The 21,887-nt window shown below is 62.9% G+C and carries 21 protein-coding genes; 15 read left to right on the top strand and 6 right to left on the bottom strand.

Annotated features, from left to right (window positions below):
- Window positions 1-17 precede the first annotated feature (17 nt).
- Genes FHW75_RS02615 through FHW75_RS02605 form a run of 3 tightly spaced genes read right to left on the bottom strand, consistent with a single transcriptional unit; the run spans window position 18 to window position 1,383 of the window.
- Window positions 18-572 carry a chemotaxis protein CheW gene (locus FHW75_RS02615; protein WP_019099365.1) on the bottom strand — a complete coding sequence of 185 codons (555 nt, stop codon included), beginning with the start codon at window positions 570-572 and terminating at the stop codon, window positions 18-20.
- A complete protein-coding gene (gene pilH / locus FHW75_RS02610; RefSeq protein WP_016712413.1) occupies window positions 569-934 on the bottom strand; it encodes a twitching motility response regulator PilH in 366 nt (121 codons plus the stop codon). The genes FHW75_RS02615 and pilH overlap by 4 nt, the downstream gene beginning before the upstream one ends.
- A 47-nt stretch (window positions 935-981) precedes the next feature.
- The gene (locus FHW75_RS02605) at window positions 982-1,383 is read right to left on the bottom strand and encodes a PleD family two-component system response regulator (protein ID WP_019099364.1); all 402 of its coding nucleotides are present in this window, start codon (window positions 1,381-1,383) and stop codon (window positions 982-984) included.
- Between the two features lie 153 nt (window positions 1,384-1,536).
- Between FHW75_RS02605 and gshB the strand changes: the two genes are divergently transcribed.
- From gshB to FHW75_RS02535, 14 genes are all read left to right on the top strand, one after another.
- Entirely contained in the window at window positions 1,537-2,490 is a 954-nt protein-coding gene (gene gshB, locus FHW75_RS02600) for a glutathione synthase (protein ID WP_027610033.1), read from the top strand.
- A 91-nt stretch (window positions 2,491-2,581) separates the two neighbouring features.
- Window positions 2,582-3,487, top strand: coding sequence for an energy transducer TonB (locus FHW75_RS02595; protein ID WP_019099363.1), 906 nt, complete (start codon window positions 2,582-2,584; stop codon window positions 3,485-3,487).
- 138 nt (window positions 3,488-3,625) lie between these two features.
- Window positions 3,626-4,195, top strand: coding sequence for a YqgE/AlgH family protein (locus tag FHW75_RS02590; RefSeq protein ID WP_016712417.1), 570 nt, complete (start codon window positions 3,626-3,628; stop codon window positions 4,193-4,195).
- Window positions 4,195-4,620 (top strand): Holliday junction resolvase RuvX, encoded by a 426-nt coding sequence (gene ruvX, locus FHW75_RS02585; protein ID WP_012312410.1) that lies wholly within the window; start codon window positions 4,195-4,197, stop codon window positions 4,618-4,620. The genes FHW75_RS02590 and ruvX overlap by 1 nt, the downstream gene beginning before the upstream one ends.
- Window positions 4,621-4,669: 49 nt before the next feature.
- Complete coding sequence (pyrR, locus tag FHW75_RS02580; RefSeq protein WP_016712418.1) at window positions 4,670-5,188, top strand: bifunctional pyr operon transcriptional regulator/uracil phosphoribosyltransferase PyrR; 519 nt, start codon at window positions 4,670-4,672, stop codon at window positions 5,186-5,188.
- Between the two features lie 12 nt (window positions 5,189-5,200).
- The gene (locus FHW75_RS02575; protein WP_011536054.1) at window positions 5,201-6,205 is read left to right on the top strand and encodes an aspartate carbamoyltransferase catalytic subunit; all 1,005 of its coding nucleotides are present in this window, start codon (window positions 5,201-5,203) and stop codon (window positions 6,203-6,205) included.
- Window positions 6,202-7,473: a dihydroorotase gene (locus tag FHW75_RS02570; RefSeq protein WP_027614853.1), complete on the top strand. Its 1,272-nt coding sequence runs from the start codon at window positions 6,202-6,204 to the stop codon at window positions 7,471-7,473. Before FHW75_RS02575 ends, FHW75_RS02570 begins: the two co-directional genes overlap by 4 nt.
- 212 nt (window positions 7,474-7,685) lie before the next feature.
- A complete protein-coding gene (gene hslV / locus FHW75_RS02565; protein ID WP_003249309.1) occupies window positions 7,686-8,216 on the top strand; it encodes an ATP-dependent protease subunit HslV in 531 nt (176 codons plus the stop codon).
- A gap of 76 nt (window positions 8,217-8,292) precedes the next feature.
- Window positions 8,293-9,636, top strand: a complete 1,344-nt coding sequence (gene hslU / locus FHW75_RS02560) for an ATP-dependent protease ATPase subunit HslU (protein WP_016712420.1) — start codon at window positions 8,293-8,295, stop codon at window positions 9,634-9,636.
- 86 nt (window positions 9,637-9,722) lie between these two features.
- On the top strand, window positions 9,723-10,100 hold the full coding sequence (locus FHW75_RS02555; RefSeq protein ID WP_016712421.1) for a gamma-butyrobetaine hydroxylase-like domain-containing protein: 378 nt from the start codon (window positions 9,723-9,725) through the stop codon (window positions 10,098-10,100).
- Window positions 10,101-10,368: 268 nt separating this feature from the next.
- On the top strand, window positions 10,369-12,048 hold the full coding sequence (gene phaC, locus FHW75_RS02550; RefSeq protein WP_016712422.1) for a class II poly(R)-hydroxyalkanoic acid synthase: 1,680 nt from the start codon (window positions 10,369-10,371) through the stop codon (window positions 12,046-12,048).
- 62 nt (window positions 12,049-12,110) lie between these two features.
- The gene (gene phaZ / locus FHW75_RS02545) at window positions 12,111-12,962 is read left to right on the top strand and encodes a poly(3-hydroxyalkanoate) depolymerase (protein ID WP_019099360.1); all 852 of its coding nucleotides are present in this window, start codon (window positions 12,111-12,113) and stop codon (window positions 12,960-12,962) included.
- Between the two features lie 42 nt (window positions 12,963-13,004).
- The gene (gene phaC, locus FHW75_RS02540) at window positions 13,005-14,687 is read left to right on the top strand and encodes a class II poly(R)-hydroxyalkanoic acid synthase (RefSeq protein ID WP_025752348.1); all 1,683 of its coding nucleotides are present in this window, start codon (window positions 13,005-13,007) and stop codon (window positions 14,685-14,687) included.
- Window positions 14,688-14,700: 13 nt separating this feature from the next.
- Complete coding sequence (locus FHW75_RS02535) at window positions 14,701-15,315, top strand: TetR/AcrR family transcriptional regulator (protein ID WP_016712425.1); 615 nt, start codon at window positions 14,701-14,703, stop codon at window positions 15,313-15,315.
- A 151-nt stretch (window positions 15,316-15,466) separates the two neighbouring features.
- Here the strand turns inward: FHW75_RS02535 and FHW75_RS02530 are convergent, their stop codons facing one another.
- A complete protein-coding gene (locus FHW75_RS02530) occupies window positions 15,467-16,252 on the bottom strand; it encodes a phasin family protein (protein WP_025752344.1) in 786 nt (261 codons plus the stop codon).
- A gap of 10 nt (window positions 16,253-16,262) precedes the next feature.
- Window positions 16,263-16,682 (bottom strand): phasin family protein, encoded by a 420-nt coding sequence (locus tag FHW75_RS02525; RefSeq protein ID WP_016712427.1) that lies wholly within the window; start codon window positions 16,680-16,682, stop codon window positions 16,263-16,265.
- 178 nt (window positions 16,683-16,860) lie between these two features.
- Here FHW75_RS02525 and FHW75_RS02520 point away from each other — a divergent pair, with 178 nt between their 5' ends.
- Window positions 16,861-21,558 (top strand): DUF6543 domain-containing protein, encoded by a 4,698-nt coding sequence (locus FHW75_RS02520; RefSeq protein WP_183673090.1) that lies wholly within the window; start codon window positions 16,861-16,863, stop codon window positions 21,556-21,558.
- Window positions 21,559-21,570: 12 nt separating this feature from the next.
- Here the strand turns inward: FHW75_RS02520 and FHW75_RS02515 are convergent, their stop codons facing one another.
- A complete protein-coding gene (locus tag FHW75_RS02515) occupies window positions 21,571-21,846 on the bottom strand; it encodes a polyhydroxyalkanoic acid system family protein (protein ID WP_016712430.1) in 276 nt (91 codons plus the stop codon).
- Between the last annotated feature and the right edge of the window lie 41 nt (window positions 21,847-21,887).

Raw genomic sequence — 21,887 nt, 5'->3', positions numbered from 1 at the left:
GTTCACGTTCGCAGGTCCTATAACGCCACATCAAGAAAGCCCGGCGCCTGGGCCAGGGCGAAGGGGCTGAAGATTGCCCAGTTGCGTTCACGCGGGAAATGCCCCTGCACGAAGCGTGCAGCGGCGCGGATCAATGGCTGCGGCGGCGACAGCTGCAGGCTGTCGAGGGCGAAGTGTTGCAGGCCAAGTACCTCGTCCACCAGCAAACCGACGAACAGGTCGTCGTGGTCCAGCACCAGCACCCGCCGCTGCTTGCCCGGAGCGGCGTGGCCCAGGCCGAAGAAACTGCTCAGGTCCATCACCGGCAACAGCCGCCCACGCAGATTGGCAACCCCGCATACCCACGGTTGCACACCCGGGACGCGGCTGCTGCGCGGTTCGCGCAGTACCTCGGCCACCTCACCCATGGGCGCGACGAACCACTGCCCGGCAAGGCGAAAGCCGATACCGCTCCACTGTTGCAGGCGGTTGTCCTGCGGGGGCTGGTCGGCGACCAGCAGGCGGCAGCGCCGGTCGATGTCCAGCAACAACTCGAAGGCGGTCAGCGACGCGCCTTGCGGGCGGGTGGTCAAGCCCCCAGCACTTCTTTGAGCTTGGCGATCAGCGCGTCTTCTTCCACCGGTTTGGTCAGGAAGTCACGGGCGCCCTGGCGCGTGGCCCAGATGCGGTCGGTTTCCTGGTCCTTGGTGGTGACCACGATCACGGGGATGGCGGCGGTTTCCGGGTCCTTGCTGAGCTGGCGGGTGGCCTGAAAGCCGTTCATGCCGGGCATGACGATGTCCATCAGCACCGCGTCGGGCTTGTCCTGCCGGGCCAGGGCCACGCCATCGGCACCGTTGCTGGCCTTGAGCACCTGGTAGCCGTGCTTTTCCAGCCACTCGGTCAAGCGGTACATCTCTGTCGGCGAGTCGTCGACAATCAGAACTCGGGCCATGCTGTTTCCCCATCAGGAAAGTAAGACCGTGCCATGGCGGGGCACGGTCAGGGTGCGGGTTGTTGGGTTGCGGCAAAACCGGGCACGTGGGCGCGGATCGCATCGAGCAGTTCTTCTTTGCTGAACGGCTTGGTCAGAAACCGATCAGAACCGACCACCCGGCCGCGGGCTTTGTCGAACAGGCCGTCGCGCGACGACAGCAGGATGACCGGCGTGTCCTTGAAAGCACTGTTGTGCTTGATCACGGCGCAGGTCTGGTAGCCGTCCAGGCGCGGCATCAGCACATCGACGAAGATGATGCCGGGCTGGTGGTCGACGATTTTGGCCAGGGCATCGAAGCCATCGCTGGCGGTGATTACCTCGCAGCCCGCTTCACCGAGCAACATCTGTGCGGTGCGCCGGATCGTGCGGGAATCGTCGATCACCATCACCTTCAGGGGTTGTTCCATAGACGCCTACCAATGGAAATTAGCTGCATTTTTAGCACACTCCGGGTGGCCATTCCATCTGCGCCGCCCCTTGACCGGCGGCGTTTGCGGCGCCACCCTGAGCCACTTTTCTTTCGAGCCATCGCGGCACCTGCCGCCAAGAGGAACCACCCCATGAGCGTACGCCTCGGCATTGTCATGGACCCCATCGCGTCCATCTCCTACAAGAAGGACAGCTCGCTGGCCATGCTGCTGGCCGCCCAGGCACGCGGCTGGAGCCTGTTCTACATGGAACAGCAAGACCTGTACCAGGACGAAAGCAAGGCCCGCGCCCGCATGCGCCCGCTGAAGGTGTTTGCCGACCCGGCGCACTGGTTCGAACTGGGCGAAGAGCAGGACAGCCCCCTGGCCGAGCTGGACGTGATCCTGATGCGCAAGGACCCGCCGTTCGACATGGAATTCGTCTACAGCACCTACCTGCTGGAACAGGCCGAGAATGATGGCGTGCTGGTGGTCAACCGCCCGCAAAGCCTGCGCGACTGCAACGAGAAGATGTTCGCCACGCTGTTCCCGCAGTGCACCACGCCGACCCTGGTCAGCCGCCGCCCGGACATCATTCGTGAGTTTGCAGCCAAGCATGTTGACGTGATCCTCAAGCCGCTGGATGGCATGGGCGGTACGTCGATCTTCCGTCACCGGGCTGGCGACCCCAACCTGTCGGTGATCCTGGAAACCCTGACCGCGCTGGGCACCCAGCAGATCATGGCCCAGGCCTACCTGCCGGCCATCAAGGACGGCGACAAGCGCATTCTGATGATCGATGGCGAGCCGGTGGACTACTGCCTGGCGCGCATCCCGGCCAGTGGCGAAACCCGTGGCAACCTGGCCGCCGGCGGCCGTGGCGAGGCCCGCCCATTGACCGACCGCGACCGCTGGATTGCCGCCCAGGTCGGCCCGACCCTGCGCGAAAAGGGCCTGCTGTTCGTGGGCCTGGACGTGATCGGCGACTACCTCACCGAAATCAACGTCACCAGCCCTACCTGCATCCGCGAAATCGACGCTGCCTACAACACCGACATCGGTGGCAAGCTGATGGATGCCATTGATCGCAAGCTGAAGGCGCGCTGACAGCCAACGCGAAGCAAACGCGTAGAGTGGGGTATGATGCCGGTCCTATTCGATTGAGCTGCTGCCCCGCCCTGCGGTTGCTGGATACCTGATGACGCTGCCCGCTGACATCCCCGCCACCCTGCTGCCTCCCCGTGTTCGCCCGGTGGACCGGCTCGGCTTTACCCTGTTCCTGGCTGCCCTGGTGCACCTGGCGCTGATCCTTGGCGTCGGCTTCAGCGTGGTCAAGCCTGCCGAAATCCGCCACACCATGGACATCACCCTGGCCACCTTCAAGAGCGAGAAACCGCCCGAGAAGGCCGATTTCCAGGCCCAGGACAACCAGCAGGGCAGCGGCACCCTGGACAAGAAAGCGGTGCCTACAACCACTGAATTGGCGCCGTTCCAGGACAGCAAGATCAACAAGATCACCCCACCGCCTGCCGCCAAGCCCGAGGTGGTGCCGCCCCCTACCCCACAAAAGTCGGCGGTGGTGACCACGGCGCCCAAGCCGCAGAAGCTCGAGCCCAAACCCAAGGAAAGCAAGCCACAGCCCAAGCCGGCGGCGCCAGCGCCAGACTTCGACAGCTCGCAGCTGTCCAGCCAGATCGCCAGCCTGGAGGCGGAGCTGTCCAACGAACAGCAGATGTACGCCAAGCGGCCGAAGATTCACCGCCTGAATGCTGCATCGACCATGCGCGACAAGGGTGCCTGGTACAAGGAAGAGTGGCGCAAGAAGGTCGAGCGGGTGGGCAACCTGAACTACCCCGACGAAGCGCGCCGGCAACAGATTTACGGCAATTTGCGGATGATGGTGTCGATCAACCGCGATGGTTCGTTGTATGAGGTGCTGGTGCTGGAATCGTCCGGGCAGCCGGTGCTGGACCAGGCGGCACAACGTATTGTGCGACTGGCGGCGCCTTTTGCGCCGTTTACCGGGGATCTGGCCGAATTTGACCGGCTGGAGATCATTCGTACCTGGCGTTTTGCGCGAGGGGACCGTTTGTCCAGTAACTGATCTCGGGCCTCGGTATAGGGCTTGCTATATGCGGCGGCGCTCGATTTCACAGGCACCAAAACCCTCAAGACAGTCGCCAACCAAACGACACAAATCCGCACCTTGTCAGCCCCGCCACCTGGCGCCACACTATCCCTCATGAAAACCCTCGCCCCGAGCTACCTCAAGCATCAGTTCCTGATCGCCATGCCACACATGGCCGATCCGAACTTCGCCCAGACCCTCACCTACATCGTCGAGCACAACGAGCATGGCGCCATGGGCCTGGTGGTCAACCGGCCGCAGGAGCTGAGCCTGGCCGACATCCTCGAGCAGCTGCGCCCGGATGAAACACCACCGGCCAGCACCTTGCAGGTGCCGATCTACCAGGGTGGCCCGGTGCAGACCGACCGCGGCTTCGTGTTGCACAGCAGCGAGTGCAGCTTCCAGGCCACCGTGGCACTGGAAGGGCTGGCGCTGACCACGTCGCAGGACATCTTGCTGGCCATCGCTGCCGGGGTAGGCCCGAAACAAAGCCTGATCACCCTGGGTTATGCCGGCTGGGAAGCCGGACAGCTGGAAGCCGAACTGGCCGACAACGCCTGGCTCAACTGCCCGTTCGACCCGGAAATCATCTTTGGCCTGGCCAGCGACCTGCGCCTGGACGCGGCCGCCGCCAGCCTGGGGATCAACCTGAACCTGCTGACCAGCCAGGCGGGCCACGCCTGATGGCCGAACTACGCCTGCTACTGGGCTTCGACTACGGCAGCAAACAGATCGGCGTGGCCGTTGGCCAGGTGGTCACCGGCCAGGCCCGCGAACTGTGCACCCTTAAGGCACAAAATGGCGTACCGGACTGGGCTCAGGTGGAAAAGCTCATCAATGAGTGGAAACCCGACGCCATCGTCGTCGGCCTGCCGCTGAACATGGACGGCACGCCCAGCGAAATGAGCGCCCGCGCCGAAAAGTTCGCCCGCCGCCTGAATGGCCGCTTCAACCTGCCCGTGCACACCCACGACGAGCGCCTGACCACCTTCGAGGCCAAAGGCGAGCGCATGGCCCGTGGAGGCCAGCGCGGCAGCTACCGCGACAACCCGGTCGATGCCATCGCCGCCGCCCTGTTGCTACAAGGCTGGCTGGAGGCCAATACCTGATCATCTTTGCCGCCGGGCCCGCCCGGCGCACCCTTCCGAGGAGCCCGCAATGAGCCTACCCAATCCCGCCGAGCTGATCCGGCAGATGGCTGTCGACCTTCGCGCCCACCTGGCCCGCCGCAACATCAGCGAGCCACGTTACATCGGCATCCGCACCGGCGGTGTCTGGGTTGCCCAGGCCCTGCAGGAAGCCATGGGTGATACCAGCCCCATGGGCACCCTGGACGTTTCGTTCTACCGCGACGACTTCAGCCAGAACGGCCTGCACCCGCAAGTGCGCCCGTCCGAGCTGCCATTCGAAGTGGAAGGCCAGCACCTGGTGCTGGTAGATGACGTGCTGATGAGCGGTCGCACCGTACGCGCTGCACTCAACGAACTGTTCGATTATGGCCGCCCGGCCAGCGTCACCTTGGTCTGCCTGCTGGACCTGGATGCCGGCGAACTGCCGATCCGCCCGAATGTGCTGGGCGCCACCCTGTCGCTGGCGGCCCATGAACGGGTAAAATTGACCGGACCCGCACCGCTCGCCCTCGAGCGCCAGGACCTCGCCTCCGCTTCCGCCCTTTAAGAGTCCCCCGCGATGACGCCATTCGACGCCAAGCGCCCGCTGCAGCTCAATGATCAGGGCCAGCTGCGCCACTTCCTCTCGCTGGACGGTTTGCCCCGCGAACTGCTCACCGAAATCCTCGACACCGCCGACTCCTTCCTGGAAGTCGGTGCCCGGGCCGTGAAAAAAGTCCCGTTGCTGCGCGGCAAGACCGTGTGCAACGTGTTCTTCGAGAACTCCACCCGTACCCGCACCACTTTCGAGCTGGCGGCCCAGCGCCTGTCGGCCGACGTGATCAGCCTGAACGTGTCGACCTCCTCGACCAGCAAGGGCGAGACCCTGTTCGACACCCTGCGCAACCTCGAAGCCATGGCCGCCGACATGTTCGTCGTGCGCCACTCCGACTCAGGCGCCGCACACTTCATCGCTGAGCACGTGTGCCCGGATGTTGCCGTGATCAACGGCGGTGACGGCCGCCATGCGCACCCGACCCAGGGCATGCTCGACATGCTCACCATCCGCCGCCACAAGGGCAGCTTCGAGAACCTGTCGGTGGCCATCGTCGGCGACATCCTGCACTCGCGCGTGGCCCGCTCCGACATGCTGGCGCTCAAGGCGCTGGGTTGCCCGGACATCCGTGTGATCGGCCCGAAAACCCTGATCCCGATCGGCATCGAGCAGTACGGCGTGAAGGTGTACACCGACCTCGCCGAAGGCCTGAAAGACGTCGATGTGGTGATCATGCTGCGCCTGCAACGCGAGCGCATGGCTGGCGGCCTGCTGCCCAGCGAGGGCGAGTTCTACCGCCTGTTCGGCCTGACTACCGCACGCCTGGCCGGGGCCAAGCCTGACGCCATCGTCATGCACCCAGGCCCGATCAACCGGGGCGTGGAAATCGAGTCGGCCGTGGCCGACGGCAAGCACTCGGTGATCCTCAACCAGGTCACCTACGGCATCGCCGTGCGCATGGCCGTGCTGTCCATGGCCATGAGCGGGCAGAACGCGCAACGTCAATTCGACCAGGAGAACGCCCAGTGACCCTCAGTATTCTCGGCGCCCGGGTCATCGACCCCAAGACAGGCCTGGACCAGGTTACCGACCTGCACCTGGACGGCGGTCGCATTGCCGCCATCGGCACCGCCCCGGCCGGCTTCAGCGCCAGCCGCACGATCCAGGCCGATGGCCTGGTTGCCGCGCCTGGCCTGGTCGACCTTGGCGTGTCCCTGCGCGAGCCGGGCTACAGCCGTAAAGGCAACATCGCCAGTGAAACCCGCGCGGCCGTGGCGGGTGGTGTCACCAGCCTGTGCTGCCCGCCGCAAACCAAGCCGGTACTGGACACCTCGGCCGTGGCCGAGCTGATCCTCGACCGCGCCCGCGAAGCCGCCAACAGCAAGGTCTACCCGATCGGCGCCCTGACCAAGGGCCTGGAAGGCGAACAACTGGCCGAGCTGGTAGCCCTGCGTGACACCGGCTGCGTGGCCTTTGGCAACGGCCTGAAGGAAATCCCCAACAACCGTACCCTGGCCCGCGCCCTGGAATACGCCGCCACCTTCGACCTGACCGTGGTGTTCCACTCCCAGGACCGCGACCTGGCCCAAGGCGGCCTGGCCCATGAAGGGGCCATGGCCAGCTTCCTCGGCCTGCCGGGCATCCCGGAAACCGCCGAAACCGTGGCCCTGGCGCGCAACCTGCTGCTGGTGGAACAGACCGGCGTGCGTGCGCACTTCACCCAGATCACCAGTGCCCGTGGCGCACGGTTGATCGCCCAGGCCCAGGCCCTCGGCCTGCCGGTAACCGCCGATGTGGCGCTGTACCAACTGATCCTCACCGATGAGTCGCTGCGCGAGTTCTCCAGCCTGTACCACGTGCAGCCGCCACTGCGCACCGCTGCTGACCGCGACGGCCTGCGGGAGGCGGTGAAGTCGGGCGTGATCCAGGCGATTTCCAGCCACCACCAGCCGCACGAACGCGACGCCAAGCTGGCCCCGTTCGGCGCCACCGAGCCGGGCATCAGCAGCGTTGAATTGCTGCTGCCACTGGCCATGACGCTGGTGCAGGACGGCCTGCTCGACCTGCCGACCCTGCTGGCCCGGCTGAGCAGCGGCCCGGCTGCTGCCCTGCGCCTGCCGGCTGGTGAGCTGAAGGTGGGTGGCGCAGCCGACCTGGTGCTGTTCGACCCGCAAGCCTCCACCGTTGCCGGCGAGCAATGGTTCTCGCGCGGCGAGAACTGCCCGTTCATCGGCCACTGCCTGCCGGGTGCAGTGCGTTATACCTTGGTCGATGGGCACGTTTGCCACGAGGCCTGAGTAACACTTTTCGCAAGCACGCCCGCTCCCACAGGATCACCACTATCCCAAGGCATATGGTGATCCTGTGGGAGCGGACGTGCCCGCGAATGCCCCAACGCTGTTCATCCTGCCAAGCGCGACCATTCATCCCCCACGGTTGAAATCCTTCCCCCCACCCCCATATGAGTCTGCATCAGGCACTTTCGCCCCGCTGCGTGGAGACTCTCCCCTTGACCACCATCGTTTCTGTCCGCCGTAACGGCAAAGTCGTCATGGGTGGCGACGGCCAGGTATCCCTCGGCAACACCGTGATGAAAGGCAACGCCAAGAAGGTGCGCCGCCTGTACCACGGCCAGGTCATTGCGGGCTTCGCCGGTGCCACCGCCGACGCCTTCACCCTGTTCGAACGCTTTGAAGGCCAGCTGGAAAAACACCAGGGCCACCTGGTACGTGCCGCCGTCGAGCTGGCCAAGGAATGGCGTACCGACCGTTCCCTGAGCCGCCTGGAAGCCATGCTGGCCGTGGCCAACAAGGACGCTTCCCTGATCATCACCGGCAACGGCGACGTGGTCGAACCCGAAGACGGCCTGATCGCCATGGGTTCCGGTGGCGCCTACGCCCAGGCCGCAGCCCGCGCCCTGCTGAACAAGACCGACCTCTCGGCCCGTGAAATCGCCGAAACCGCCCTGAACATCGCCGGTGACATCTGCGTGTTCACCAACCACAACCTGACCATCGAGGAGCAGGACCTGGCCGACTGACTCAGCTGTTCTGGCGCCCCTTCCCGGTGACGGGGCTTTTCCACGCTGATTCATCTGCCCAAGGACCGTATTGACCATGTCCATGACCCCCCGCGAGATCGTCCACGAACTCAACCGCCACATCATCGGCCAGGACGACGCCAAACGCGCCGTGGCCATTGCCCTGCGCAACCGCTGGCGCCGGATGCAGCTGCCTGCCGAGCTGCGTGCCGAAGTGACCCCGAAGAACATCCTGATGATCGGCCCCACCGGCGTCGGCAAAACCGAAATCGCCCGTCGCCTGGCCAAGCTGGCCAACGCGCCCTTCCTCAAGGTGGAAGCGACCAAGTTCACCGAAGTGGGCTACGTGGGCCGTGACGTCGAGTCGATCATCCGTGACCTGGCCGATGCCGCGCTGAAGATGCTGCGCGAGCAGGAGATCATCCGCGTGCGCCACCGCGCCGAAGATGCCGCCGAAGACCGCATCCTCGATGCCCTGCTGCCGCAGGCACGGGTGAGCAGCTTCGCCGAGGAAGCCGCACAGACCAGCACCGACTCCAACACCCGCCAGCTGTTCCGCAAGCGCCTGCGTGAAGGCCAGCTGGACGACAAGGAAATCGAAATCGAAGTGGCCGATGCCGTGGGCGTCGAAATTGCCGCGCCACCCGGCATGGAAGAAATGACCAACCAGCTGCAAAGCCTGTTTGCCAACATGGGCAAAGGCAAGCGCAAGGCGCGCAAGCTGAAGGTGAAAGAAGCGCTGAAGATGGTGCGCGATGAAGAAGCGAGCCGCCTGGTCAACGAGGAAGAGCTCAAGGCCAAGGCCCTGGAAGCGGTCGAGCAGCATGGCATCGTGTTCATCGACGAAATCGACAAGGTTGCCAAGCGCGGCAACGTGGGCGGCGCTGACGTGTCCCGTGAAGGCGTGCAGCGCGACCTGCTGCCGCTGATCGAAGGCTGCACCGTCAACACCAAGCTGGGCATGGTCAAGACCGACCACATTCTGTTCATTGCTTCGGGTGCGTTCCACTTGAGCAAGCCAAGCGACCTGGTGCCCGAGCTGCAAGGCCGTCTGCCGATTCGCGTGGAACTGAAGGCACTGACCCCGGAAGACTTCGAACGCATCCTGCAAGAGCCGCATGCCTCGCTGACCGAGCAGTACCAGGCCCTGTTGAAAACCGAAGGCCTGAACATCGCGTTCCAGGCTGACGGCATCAAGCGCCTGGCCGAGATTGCCTACCAGGTGAACGAGAAGACCGAGAACATCGGTGCCCGCCGCCTGCACACCCTGCTTGAACGCCTGCTCGAAGAGGTGTCGTTCAGTGCTGGCGATCTGGCGAGCGCCCACGACGAAACGCCGATCCAGATCGACGCTGCGTATGTGAACAGCCACCTGGGTGAGCTGGCGCAGAACGAAGACCTGTCGCGTTACATCCTGTAAGTCCGCACGGGGCCGCTTTGCGGCCCCTTGCACATTCCTCCAAATCTCCAGAAGCTGTACTTCATCAGCTCCCGAGAGATTCCCCCATGGCCCGTCTACCTACCGCCATCAACCTGCACAAAGCCTCGAAAACCCTCACCCTCACCTACGCCCCCGGCGAGGCCTACAACCTGCCTGCCGAATTTCTGCGCGTGCATTCCCCCTCTGCCGAGGTCCAGGGCCACGGCAACCCCATCCTGCAATTTGGCAAGATCAACGTCGGCCTCGTCGGCCTGGAACCTGCCGGCCAATATGCACTGAAACTGACCTTCGACGACGGCCATGACAGCGGCCTGTTCACCTGGGAGTACCTCGAACAGCTGTGCCTGCGCCAGGAACAGTTGTGGGCCGAGTACCTCGACGAACTGCACAAGGCCGGGAAATCCCGCGACCCGGCCGAATCGGTGGTGAAACTCATGCTCTAGCGCAAGGGCTGCAGGGTTTAGAGCGCATTTTCTAAATTCATCTGTTTGAATGACTTGCAGACAGCCCAGTGAAGGGCTGTCTTGCGCATTACATGAAAGTCGGGTAACCAATGGGTATGGCAAGTTCCCTGCATCATTTTGCAGGCAGTCAGAACCCCCGCAGCACCGCTGTTCCTTATCACTGGTCACCCGAGTAGCAGTACCGGGCTCAGGGCTGTGCTCCTGCCACAGCAACCGGTACTCGTCTCAGGACAACGGAGCGTCGTAGATGAGTAACAAGAACAACGATGAGCTGCAGCGGCAGGCCTCGGACAATACCTTGGGGCTGAACCCGGTCATCGGCATTCGCCGCAAGGACCTGTTGAGCTCGGCACGTACCGTGCTGCGCCAGGCCGTGCGCCAACCGCTGCACAGCGCCAAGCATGTGGCCCACTTTGGCCTGGAGCTGAAGAACGTGCTGCTGGGTAAATCCAGCCTGGCCCCGGAAAGCGACGACCGTCGCTTCAATGACCCGGCCTGGAGCAACAACCCGCTGTACCGCCGCTACCTGCAAACCTACCTGGCCTGGCGCAAGGAGCTGCAGGACTGGATTGGCAGCAGCGACCTGTCACCGCAAGACATCAGCCGCGGCCAGTTCGTCATCAACCTGATGACCGAAGCCATGGCACCGACCAACACCCTGTCCAACCCGGCAGCGGTCAAACGCTTCTTCGAAACCGGTGGCAAGAGCCTGCTCGACGGCCTGTCCAACCTGGCCAAGGACATGGTCAACAACGGCGGCATGCCCAGCCAGGTGAACATGGACGCCTTCGAAGTGGGCAAGAACCTGGGCACCAGTGAAGGTGCCGTGGTGTACCGCAACGATGTACTGGAGCTGATCCAGTACAGCCCCATCACCGAACAGGTGCATGCCCGCCCGCTGCTGGTGGTACCACCGCAGATCAACAAGTTCTACGTGTTCGACCTGAGCCCGGAGAAGAGCCTGGCGCGCTACTGCCTGCGCTCGCAGCAGCAAACCTTCATCATCAGCTGGCGCAACCCGACCAAGGCCCAGCGCGAGTGGGGCCTGTCCACTTACATCGATGCGCTCAAGGAAGCGGTCGATGCCGTGCTGGCCATTACCGGCAGCAAGGACCTGAACATGCTCGGTGCCTGCTCCGGCGGCATCACCTGCACCGCACTGGTAGGCCACTATGCCGCCCTCGGTGAGAACAAGGTCAACGCCCTGACCCTGCTGGTCAGCGTGCTGGACACCACCATGGATACCCAGGTTGCACTGTTCGTCGACGAGCAGACCCTGGAGTCTGCCAAGCGCCACTCCTATCAGGCCGGCGTACTGGAAGGCAGCGACATGGCCAAGGTGTTCGCCTGGATGCGCCCCAACGACCTGATCTGGAACTACTGGGTCAACAACTACCTGCTCGGCAACGAGCCGCCCGTGTTCGACATCCTGTTCTGGAACAACGACACCACGCGCCTGCCGGCCGCCTTCCACGGCGACCTGATCGAAATGTTCAAGAGCAACCCGCTGACCCGCCCGGACGCCCTTGAAGTGTGCGGCACCCCGATCGACCTGAAGAAAGTGCAGTGCGACATCTTCAGCGTTGCCGGCACCGCCGACCACATCACCCCGTGGCAGTCGTGCTACCGCTCAGCGCACCTGTTCGGTGGCAAGATCGAGTTCGTGCTGTCCAACAGTGGCCATATCCAGAGCATCCTCAACCCGCCAGGCAACCCCAAGGCACGCTTCATGACCGGTGCCGATCGCCCGGGTGACCCGGTGGCCTGGCAGGAAAACGCCACCAAGCATGCCGACTCCTGGTGGCTGCACTGGCAAAGCTGGCTGAGCGAACGTGCCGGGGAGCTCAAAAAGGCGCCGACCCGCCTGGGCAACCGCGCCTATGCCGCTGGCGAAGCCTCACCGGGTACCTACGTTCACGAGCGTTGAGTGGCCTTGCCGTGGCCGCCACGGGCGCGCCACGGTGCTTTTTTCACCGAAGAGTCGAACGCATGCCGGAACCCTACATCTTCAGGACCGTCGAACTGGACGATCAATCCATTCGCACTGCCGTCCGCCCGGGCAAGCCGCACCTGACACCGTTGCTGATTTTCAACGGCATCGGCGCCAACCTGGAGCTGGTGTTCCCGTTCATCGAAGCACTGGACCCGGACCTTGAGGTCATCGCCTTCGATGTGCCCGGGGTGGGCGGTTCGTCCACACCGCGTCATCCCTATCGCTTTCCGGGGCTGGCCAAGCTGACCGCGCGCATGCTCGATTACCTGGACTACGGCCAGGTCAGCGCCATCGGCGTGTCCTGGGGCGGCGCCTTGGCCCAGCAGTTCGCCCATGACTACCCGGAGCGCTGCAAGAAGCTGGTGCTGGCCGCCACTGCCGCCGGCTCAGTCATGGTGCCGGGCAAGCCCAAAGTGTTGTGGATGATGGCCAGCCCCAGGCGCTACGTGCAGCCCTCCCATGTCATCCGCATCGCGCCGATGATCTATGGCGGCGCTTTCCGTCGCGACCCGGACCTGGCCATGCACCATGCGTCCAAGGTCCGCTCTGGCGGCAAGATGGGTTATTACTGGCAACTGTTCGCAGGCCTGGGCTGGACGAGCATCCACTGGCTGCACAAGATCCACCAGCCGACCTTGGTGCTGGCCGGTGATGACGACCCGCTTATTCCGCTGATCAACATGCGCCTGCTGGCCTGGCGGATTCCCAACGCCCAGCTACACATAATCGACGATGGTCACCTGTTCCTGATTACCCGGGCCGAGGCCGTCGCACCGATCATCATGAAGTTTCTCCAGGAAGAACGTCAGCGCGCGGTCATGCACCCGCGCCCCGCCTCCGGCGGTTGATTGTCGCTGCCCGGAAAACGGGTAAGACGAGGGAGTGTTGCCATGACAGACAAACCGGCCAAAGGAACGAAAACGCTCCCCGCCACCAGCATGAACGTACAGAACGCCATACTCGGCCTGCGCGGGCGTGACCTGGTGTCGACCCTGCGCAGGGTGGGCCGCCACGGCTTGACCAACCCGCTGCATACGGCGCGGCACCTGCTGGCACTCGGCGGCCAGCTGGGCCGCGTGATGCTGGGCGACTCGCCCTACCAGCCCAACCCCCGCGACGCCCGCTTCAGCGACCCGACCTGGAGCCAGAACCCGTTTTACCGCCGTGGCCTGCAGGCCTACCTGGCCTGGCAGAAGCAGACCCGCCAATGGATCGACGAAAGCCACCTGGACGACGATGACCGGGCCCGCGCGCACTTTCTGTTTGGCTTGATCAATGACGCCCTGGCGCCTAGCAACTCGCTGCTCAACCCGCTGGCAGTAAAGGAACTGCTCAATACCGGCGGGCAAAGCCTGGTGCGTGGCGTGGCCCACCTGCTCGACGACCTGCGCCATAACGACGGCCTGCCGCGCCAGGTGGACGAACGCGCTTTCGAGGTCGGTGGCAACGTCGCTGCTACGCCCGGCGCAGTGGTGTTTCGCAACGAGCTGCTGGAACTGATCCAGTACAAGCCGATGAGTGAAAAACAGCACGCCAGGCCCTTGCTGGTGGTGCCGCCGCAGATCAACAAGTTCTATATCTTCGACTTGCAGGCACACAACAGCTTCGTCCAGTACATGCTCAAGAACGGCCTGCAGGTGTTCATGGTCAGTTGGCGCAACCCCGACCCTCGTCACCGCGAGTGGGGGCTGTCCTCGTATGTGCAGGCCTTGGAAGAAGCGCTCAACGCCTGCCGCAGCATCAGTGGCAACCGCGACCCCAACCTGATGGGCGCCTGCGCCGGCGGGCTGACCATGGCCGCGCTGCAGGGGCATCTGCAGGCCAAGCGCCAACTGCGCAGGGTGCGTAGCGCCACGTACCTTGTCAGCCTGCTGGACAGCAAGTTCGACAGCCCGGCCAGCCTGTTCGCCGACGAGCAGACCGTCGAGGCCGCCAAGCGTCGCTCGTATCAACGGGGGGTGCTGGACGGCGGCGAGGTGGCCAGAATTTTCGCCTGGATGCGCCCCAACGACCTGATCTGGAATTACTGGGTCAACAACTACCTGCTGGGCAAGACGCCGCCAGCGTTCGACATCCTTTACTGGAACGCCGACAACACACGCCTGCCGGCAGCCCTGCACGGCGACTTGCTGGACTTCTTCAAGCACAACCCGCTGACCCACCCCGCAGGGCTTGAAGTGTGCGGCACGCCCATCGACCTCAAGCAGGTCGATCTGGACAGTTTCACCGTAGCCGGCAGCAACGATCACATCACCCCGTGGGATGCCGTGTATCGCTCGGCCTTGCTTCTCGGTGGCGACCGGCGCTTCGTGCTGGCCAATAGCGGGCACATCCAGAGCATCATCAACCCGCCGGGCAACCCCAAGGCTTACTACCTGGAAAACCCCAAGCTTACGGGCGACCCGCGCGCCTGGTTCTATGAAGCCAAACGCAGCGACGGCAGCTGGTGGCCGTTGTGGCTGGAATGGATCACGCCACGTTCCGGCCCGCTCAAGGCGCCCCGTACCGAACTGGGCAACAGCACGTATCCACCGCTCGGCCCGGCGCCAGGCACCTATGTCCTGACCCGATGAGCCTGACGACTGGATGAAGACCCGCGACCGTATCCTCGAATGCGCCCTGCAACTGTTCAACCAGCAGGGCGAACCGAACGTTTCCACGTTGGAGATTGCCAACGAGCTGGGCATTAGCCCCGGCAACCTGTACTACCACTTCCACGGCAAGGAGCCGTTGGTGCTGGGCCTGTTCGAGCGCTTCGAAGAAGCGCTGATGCCCCTGCTCGACCCGCCGCTGGAGGTGCGCCTGGATGCCGAGGATTACTGGCTGTTCCTGCACCTGATCGTCGAGCACATGGCCCAGTACCGCTTCCTGTTTCAGGACCTGTCCAACCTGACCGGGCGCCTGCCCAAGCTGGCGCGTGGCATGCGCAGCCTGATCAACGCGCTCAAGCGTACGCTGGCGGCGTTGCTGGCCAGCCTCAAGGGCCAGGGGCTGGTGGAGAGTGAGACCCAGGCGTTGGGGCAGTTGGTGGAGCAGATCACCCTGACGCTGATGTTCTCGCTGGATTACCAGCGGGTGCTGGGGCGCGAAGGGGATGTGGGGATTGTGGTGTATCAGGTGATGATGCTGGTTGCGCCGCATTTACAGGCACAGGCGCGAGCGGCAGCGGAGCAGTTGGCGGTGCGGTATCTGGAGGGGTAACAATGATGCCAGCCAAGTGAGTACTCCAGTTTGACTGGGGCTGCTTTGCAGCCCTTCGCGGGCTCGCCCGCTCTCACAGGGATCGCACAAACCAAGGGTTCTGCGATAAACCTGTGGGAGCGGGCAAGCCCGCGAAGCAGGCGACGCGGTATCAGATCAGGGTACCGGTGCCCGTTGGTGCCGACGGCGTGCTGCTGGCCGGGGCTGCAACAGGTGCCGGTGCTGCGGTAGCGGCCGGGGCGGCGCTGGCCGTTGGGGCTGCTGGCTTGGCGGCTGCCGGTTTGGCCGGGGCTTTTTTCACCGCAGGCTTCTTCGCCGCAGCAGGCTTGGCCGCTGCCGGTTTGGCGGCTGGCTTGGCCGCCGCCACCTTGGCCGCAGGCTTGGCAGCCGGTTTTGCCGCTGCGGTTTTAGCTGCCGGTTTGGCCGCCGCCGTTTTCGCCGCAGGTTTAGCTGCCGCTTTGCCCAGTGGCTTGGCCGCCGCCTTGCTCGCAGCCGGCTTGGCGGCAGCGGTGCGCGACGAAATCGGCGTAACCGAAGCACCGGTCAGCTTCTCGATCTGCTTGGTCAAGCTGTCCACCTGCTGGTGCAGGGCCTTGATCTCGTTGCGGCTCGGCACACCCAGGCGCGAGATGGCGCTGTTCAGGCGCTTGTCAAAAGCCTCTTCGAGTTCGCTCCATTTGCCCAATGCACGGTCCTTCACGCCAGACACGCGCGAAGTGGTGGAGGACTTGGCGGTTTCGGCCACGTCTTCAGCGGTTTTCTTCGCCTGCTTCTCGGCCTTCTCGCCATCCTTCACCAGCGAGTCGAACAGCTTCGGGCCGTCCTGGTCGATCTTCGAATAGATACCCAGCCCCGCCAGCCAGATCTTGCGGGAGTATTTCTCGATCCCGCCGACCCAGGAGCTGCCTTCTTTTTCGGTGTTCTTCTTGCCAGCCATCCTGCTCTCCTTATGGTTTGTGCGCGACGCGCTCAAGCAGCTCGTGCAACTGTTCAAGCTTGATCGACAGCGCCTCAACGTCATGTTTAGACGGAATGCCCAGGCGATTCAAGGCGCGCCCTACCCGTGCGTCGAAAGCTTTTTCGATCTTGTCGAGTTGAATTTCTACCTTGCCGCGTACGCGACTGACTTCTTCAGCCGCTTCGTCGATCTGGTTGTTGGCAGCATCGAGCTCTTTGTCGATGCGTTTCTTGCCACGCTTCTCGACGCCTTCGCCGGCCTTGACCAGCTCCTGAAAGTAGTCGGAGCCTTCCTGGCCCACCCGCGCATAAGCGCCGATGCCAGCCAGCCAGATCTTGCGCGCGTAGCCGCGCACCTCGCCCAGCGTGCCCGGGGCATCGTCCTTTTTCTTCACAGTCGCTTTGGCCATGCTCTGTACCTCATGCTCATGAGTGGAGGAGGAACCGCCCATGGAGGTTGGGCTTGAGCATAAGGTAGGGCCTGGAATTAGAATCTTCACCCTAAGATGGCCGCGCTGACTTATCTACCGCAGCGGCTTCAGGTTAACGCTTCAGCATTCGGCTCCCCTTTGACCGGAGCCTGATGCCATGCCCCAATCACTGCCCTCGCCATCTGTGTCCTTCAAGCATCTGGTAGCGACGCAGTTCGCCAGCCGCCCCGGCCTGCGCGAAGTCGTGGCCAGCGCTGGTTTCGACGCACTCGCAGCACGCTACCCATGGACCCGCAAGAACCACCCGCAGCTGCAATCCCTGACCGGTTTCAGCATCCTGCATGATCTGGATGAAGGACCACCGACACCGCCAGGCAACCTGGTGGATACATTGCTCGAACATTTCCTCAGCGGCCAACCCATGGCGCTCAAGCCCACGGACCAACTCAGCCTGAACCCACCCGCCATCTTTCGTCCCCAGCATGTTGCGCCGGCCATCGATATCCGCATGGCCGACCTGAACACTGACTACGACGATGTGCTTGCAACCCTTTCCGAGACCTTTCAACAGGCGCAGGTCAGTTTCTGGAACAGCCGCGACGGTGATTCAGATGTAACCCGCCTGCGTTGGATGCAGCAGGTTCTCAAGGCCGCACTGCTCGGCACCCTTGAACGCCAGGGCCTGGACAGCGATCAGAAGGCCCTGCTGTACGCCATTCTCGCTCAAGCCGGCACAGAGGCAAACGTGCAGGGGTTGCAGGTTTCACTCGCCAGCCCAGGCAGCACGGTTCACGAGGTAATACCGGACCTGCTCATCACCGGCAATCAAAATGCGCGCGACCTGGTCTTGTGGTGCAAGCCCTCAGGCACCGTGCGCGGCTTCAACGGGATCACTGCGTTCACCACCGCCCTGCGCGACGAGCTTTCAGAGCATCATACGTTCGACACGATGTCCTGGGCCTGCACGGCATTGACCGAAGACCCGTTCAGCTATCAGGCTCGGCAATTGCTCAACGGCCTGCTGCAAAAAATTGACCGGGTGCAGCTTGGCGCCATCGAACACGTTGCCGATCTGGAAGCGCTCTTCAACACGCTGAGTGACCCCTCATCGATATTCCCGGCGTGCTTCCACCTCGTGCAATCGACACCCGCGATCCCGCTGCCTGACTGGCTCGAGAGCGCCACCGTGACTGACCGTTTTCAGTACCACACGGCACTGCTGAAGCTGTCGGCAGGGCAAATGCTGGCGCATGGTGAAACCTCCCTAGACGGGATCGAAACCCTGCAGCAATACACGGTTCGTCGCCTGCGTGAGCAAATGCGCGATGACCACCCGAACCAGCAACCGTGCAACCCAGACCAGGTGCTGATCACAATTTCACAAGTTGTACAGATGTCCTCCGTGGGGCCCGCAAAGCTTGAGTACCTGAAAACCATCAGCCTGACCGAGCTGGCCATCTCACGCCTGCAATTGGGTAGCGACCAGGTGGCCTCGGCTATTCTATTGGCCGGGCAACAGCCAACAAGCAGCTGGATGGACCTTGACTATGTCAACGCACTGATCGTTGACGTGGATGTCGGTGGCCAGTATCCGCAGTTTGTCCACGACCAGTTGCAGACGAGCACTGACATCGACAAACGGCGCCAGCGCTTTGCCGAAGAATGGCGCAATGCCTTACTGCTGAGCGCATTACACGCCAAGATCGCGGGGCAGCTGAGCGAACGCAACTGGCAGGTCGTCGCAGATTTTTGCCACCGTGAAGCCCACTCGGGCACATCGCTGAAGATGGGGCCTCTGTCGTTCAGCAGCGTGCCGGGTGGCCCAAAGGCAAACCGGGTGCATGCCATGTTCGTCATCGAGGTGTCCGCCACCGGGGCCTGGATACTCTACCGGCCTATGTATGCCACGCAGGCCATCAGACAGTTCGACAGCCGCAATCAATTGATGACCGCCATCCGGACCGAACAAGCCCTGCAGCAGGACATCCTCACCTGGCTGGATGACGACGCCCGCCCTATTTATGCCAATCATGGTTTTACCCATCCGCATCTGCATGCCGGTCTCAATGAACTGGCGCATCTGGTGGGGCCAGGATCGGCAATGACCGCTGACACGATCGAGCGCTTGAGGGCGCCTGTCACCTTGGCCTTCACTCCATGGTCGGGCAACCTGGACAATTCGATGTATGAAGCCAGGGCTGACATGCTCGTGTTGCTGGCCTCATGGCAGAGCATCTCCAACGCCCAGCAACGCTGGGCGTTGGTCAGGCAGTTCGCATGGCTGGCGTTCAATACGGCGGCGCCCTTGCTGCGAGGGCCTGCAGGTTTGCTGGCCTGGCTGGTCACAGCCTTGCTCAGTATCAAGGACGACCTGGTCACATTGACCCAAGGCAGCAACGACGAAAAGTGGCTCGCCGGTGCCGACCTCCTGCTGAACCTGGCCATGTTGCTAGCCCATGGGCCCGCTACCGCCAGCCCCGAGATGGAACTGCCCATTCAGCCCGGACCGCGCAGAGTTTCCAGCCCAACTGTAACGCAGCCGCCCGAGAAATCAGCCTGGGTCCCTGTCACCGAGCAACCCGGGCCTGCTGCGCTCAACGTCAGCCAATGGGGCCGCGACCAGCGGCTCGGCAACCTGCCGCGTGAAGCCCGTGTGGCGCTCAACACCTTACGCGCCAAGGCCAACCTCAACGGGCAAAATGCAGTGGCCAACGGCCGAATGCGAGGCCTGTACAAGGTTGACGACCGCTACTATGTGAAACTGCAGGATGTTGCCTATGAGGTCGAAGAGACCTATAGCGGCATGCGCATCATCGGACCGGAAGTCAGCCAGAGTGAATGGTCACAGACGTGGGGCGCAGAACCTGACGGTTACTACATTGTCGGCCGCGAACGCGCCCGTGGACCTTGGCTGACGCGCTGGAACGGCGAATGGATGCTCGACCTGCACCTGCCGGGCGGGATGCCGAAAGCGACCAAGGTGCTGATTGATGAGAAGAAACAAGCTTTCACGAGAATGCTGGAAAGCCGCGCGGCAAATGACAAAAAACTCACCAGCATGGAAACGTTCCTCAATGGCTATCTGGAACGGGTAAAACCGTATGACGAGGCACACCTGGCATTCCAGCAATCCCTGGATGCCAACCCCGGCGTAGACCTTGGCGACCTGCCAGAGGAACTGCAGATACGACGACAGGCACTACAGGCACTGCGCAACGAGGCGCGTGCGATCTTTGATGTGCTGGCCCTTACCTACGAAAAACAGGCCACTCTGATAAGGGATCAAGCGCAGCTTTTCGCCAGCATGAGTGACCCGAAATACGCCAGGCTCGACCCAAACGCAACTGCCTCCTATGCCCGTGGGCAGTGGTGGGAGCAGTTGCTCGCCGCCGACGTGCAGCAGTTCCGACGCCTGCTCGAAATGAATGACTATGGGGCACTCAAAGACCAATCGCGCCGGCTCGTACAGCTGCCTTTTGGCCACGAGCAGGCCCAGCTGTACCTGGATTACAGCAAGAACGTCGAGGCAGCACTGGCAACCCATAGACGCCTCTTCAACGTCAGCCAACGCCTCGACCAAAACCTCAGCGAAGCGCTGACAGATGGGCAGATCCAGTTCTCTGGCAAGCGCAAGAAGCTTGATGCCATTATCAACAACCGGCGCTATTCGACGCTGATTGTCCGAGCCCAGATCCTCAGCGACCTGTATCAGTTGGTCGTGAACAGAGACCGGCTAACCGCTGAGAACTTCGAAAGCACCCTGCTCTCACAGAAAACCCTGCGCAGCAAACATCTGCATGAAGCGCTGCTGAGCCATGACAGCCTGGCTGCAGCCGGCCTGAAGCCAGAGGAGCAGAAAGAGCCGCTGGAGAGCGCACTGAGCGAATACAAGCTGTCACTGGGCAATGCCGAGTATCTGCTTTCGCGCAACCTGCCGGCAGTGGACAGCGGCAAGCTCAATGAATACATCGCTGAACTGCAAGCACTGATAAACCTGACCGAGAATGACCTGGGCGTGATCTCTGCTGCGGCCGACACGCAGGCTGCAGTGCCCGAAAAGCCTGTGACGCACAGGGTGCGCCCCGTCAGACGCAAGGTGATCCGCACCAACCGGGGCAGATCCCTGGTTGTCGAGCAGGCTGATGAAAACAGCGAAGCCGTGCAGATCGACCCGCTGACCGAACACACCGTTGCGCGCTATCAGCAACAAGCAGATCACTGGGAGGCCGTGGCGCAAGTTGCGACGGTAACGGACTACGCTCGCCTTCGCCGCACCGGTAACGACCTGCTGGCCCAGAAAACCGCCAGGGTCGCTTACGCTGCCCGCCACCTGGAAGGTCCCAACAGTCTGGCGGACCAACTCGACTTCTATATTCAGGACATGGCGGACATCGCTGCTACTTTGCGTACCGGCCCGGATCAAGGGCATTCACTGGCCGCCAGGCTGGAACAGGCAATAACCGAGGTACAAGCAGAAAAAAAGCGCTTGTTGACCACGGCTTACCTGGACACCCAGCACCCGGACAGCAAAGCGTTGCGTTTCCTGATAGAGGCCGGCGAAGTCGAGGTCAGGCTGACCAGAAGCCGCAAGAGGCTCAAGGCCAACGATTTTCTGGATGTGTATGACATTTATCGGCTGCAGCCCAGAGCCAAGCTCTGGGAAGCTCATTTTCATTACACCAGCGCCACTGCCAATGCCCGGCGGTTTGCCAAAGGGCATTTGAAGTTCCCGGACGCCATGAGCCGCGACGAGCGGTTACAACGGGTTCTGGCGCCCTCGGAGCGCTATCAGATCTATCGGGGTGACCTGCGCCTGGAGCAGATCGAGGACCTTGTCCCGTTCCCCGACAACTGAGCGCAGCGGGCGTCAGGCCAGTGCCTTGTCCAGCGCCCGCTCTATTTCACCTTTGATGGTGCCGCTCATCATCGACAGCATCATGCCCAGCTTCAGCTCCACACGGATGCTGTCCTCGCCAATGTGCACGCTACCGTTGGCGCCGCTGCGCGCCACATCGACCCGGTCACCGTTCCAGGTGGCCTTGAGGTCGTATTCGCGGCTGAGCTTGTCGACCAGGGCTTCGGCCTTGGCGCGGGCGGCATCGCGGCCGAGGGAGTGTTTGCGTTCGACGCTGATCTGGGTCATGCGGGTGTTCCTGAAGATGTAGACATAATCGGCATTATGCC

The organism is Pseudomonas sp. OG7 (genome assembly GCF_014192825.1).
GTDB lineage: Bacteria > Pseudomonadota > Gammaproteobacteria > Pseudomonadales > Pseudomonadaceae > Aquipseudomonas > Aquipseudomonas monteilii.
Note: the sequence above shows the minus strand (reverse complement) of the source record. Positions and strands in the feature narration are given on the sequence as shown.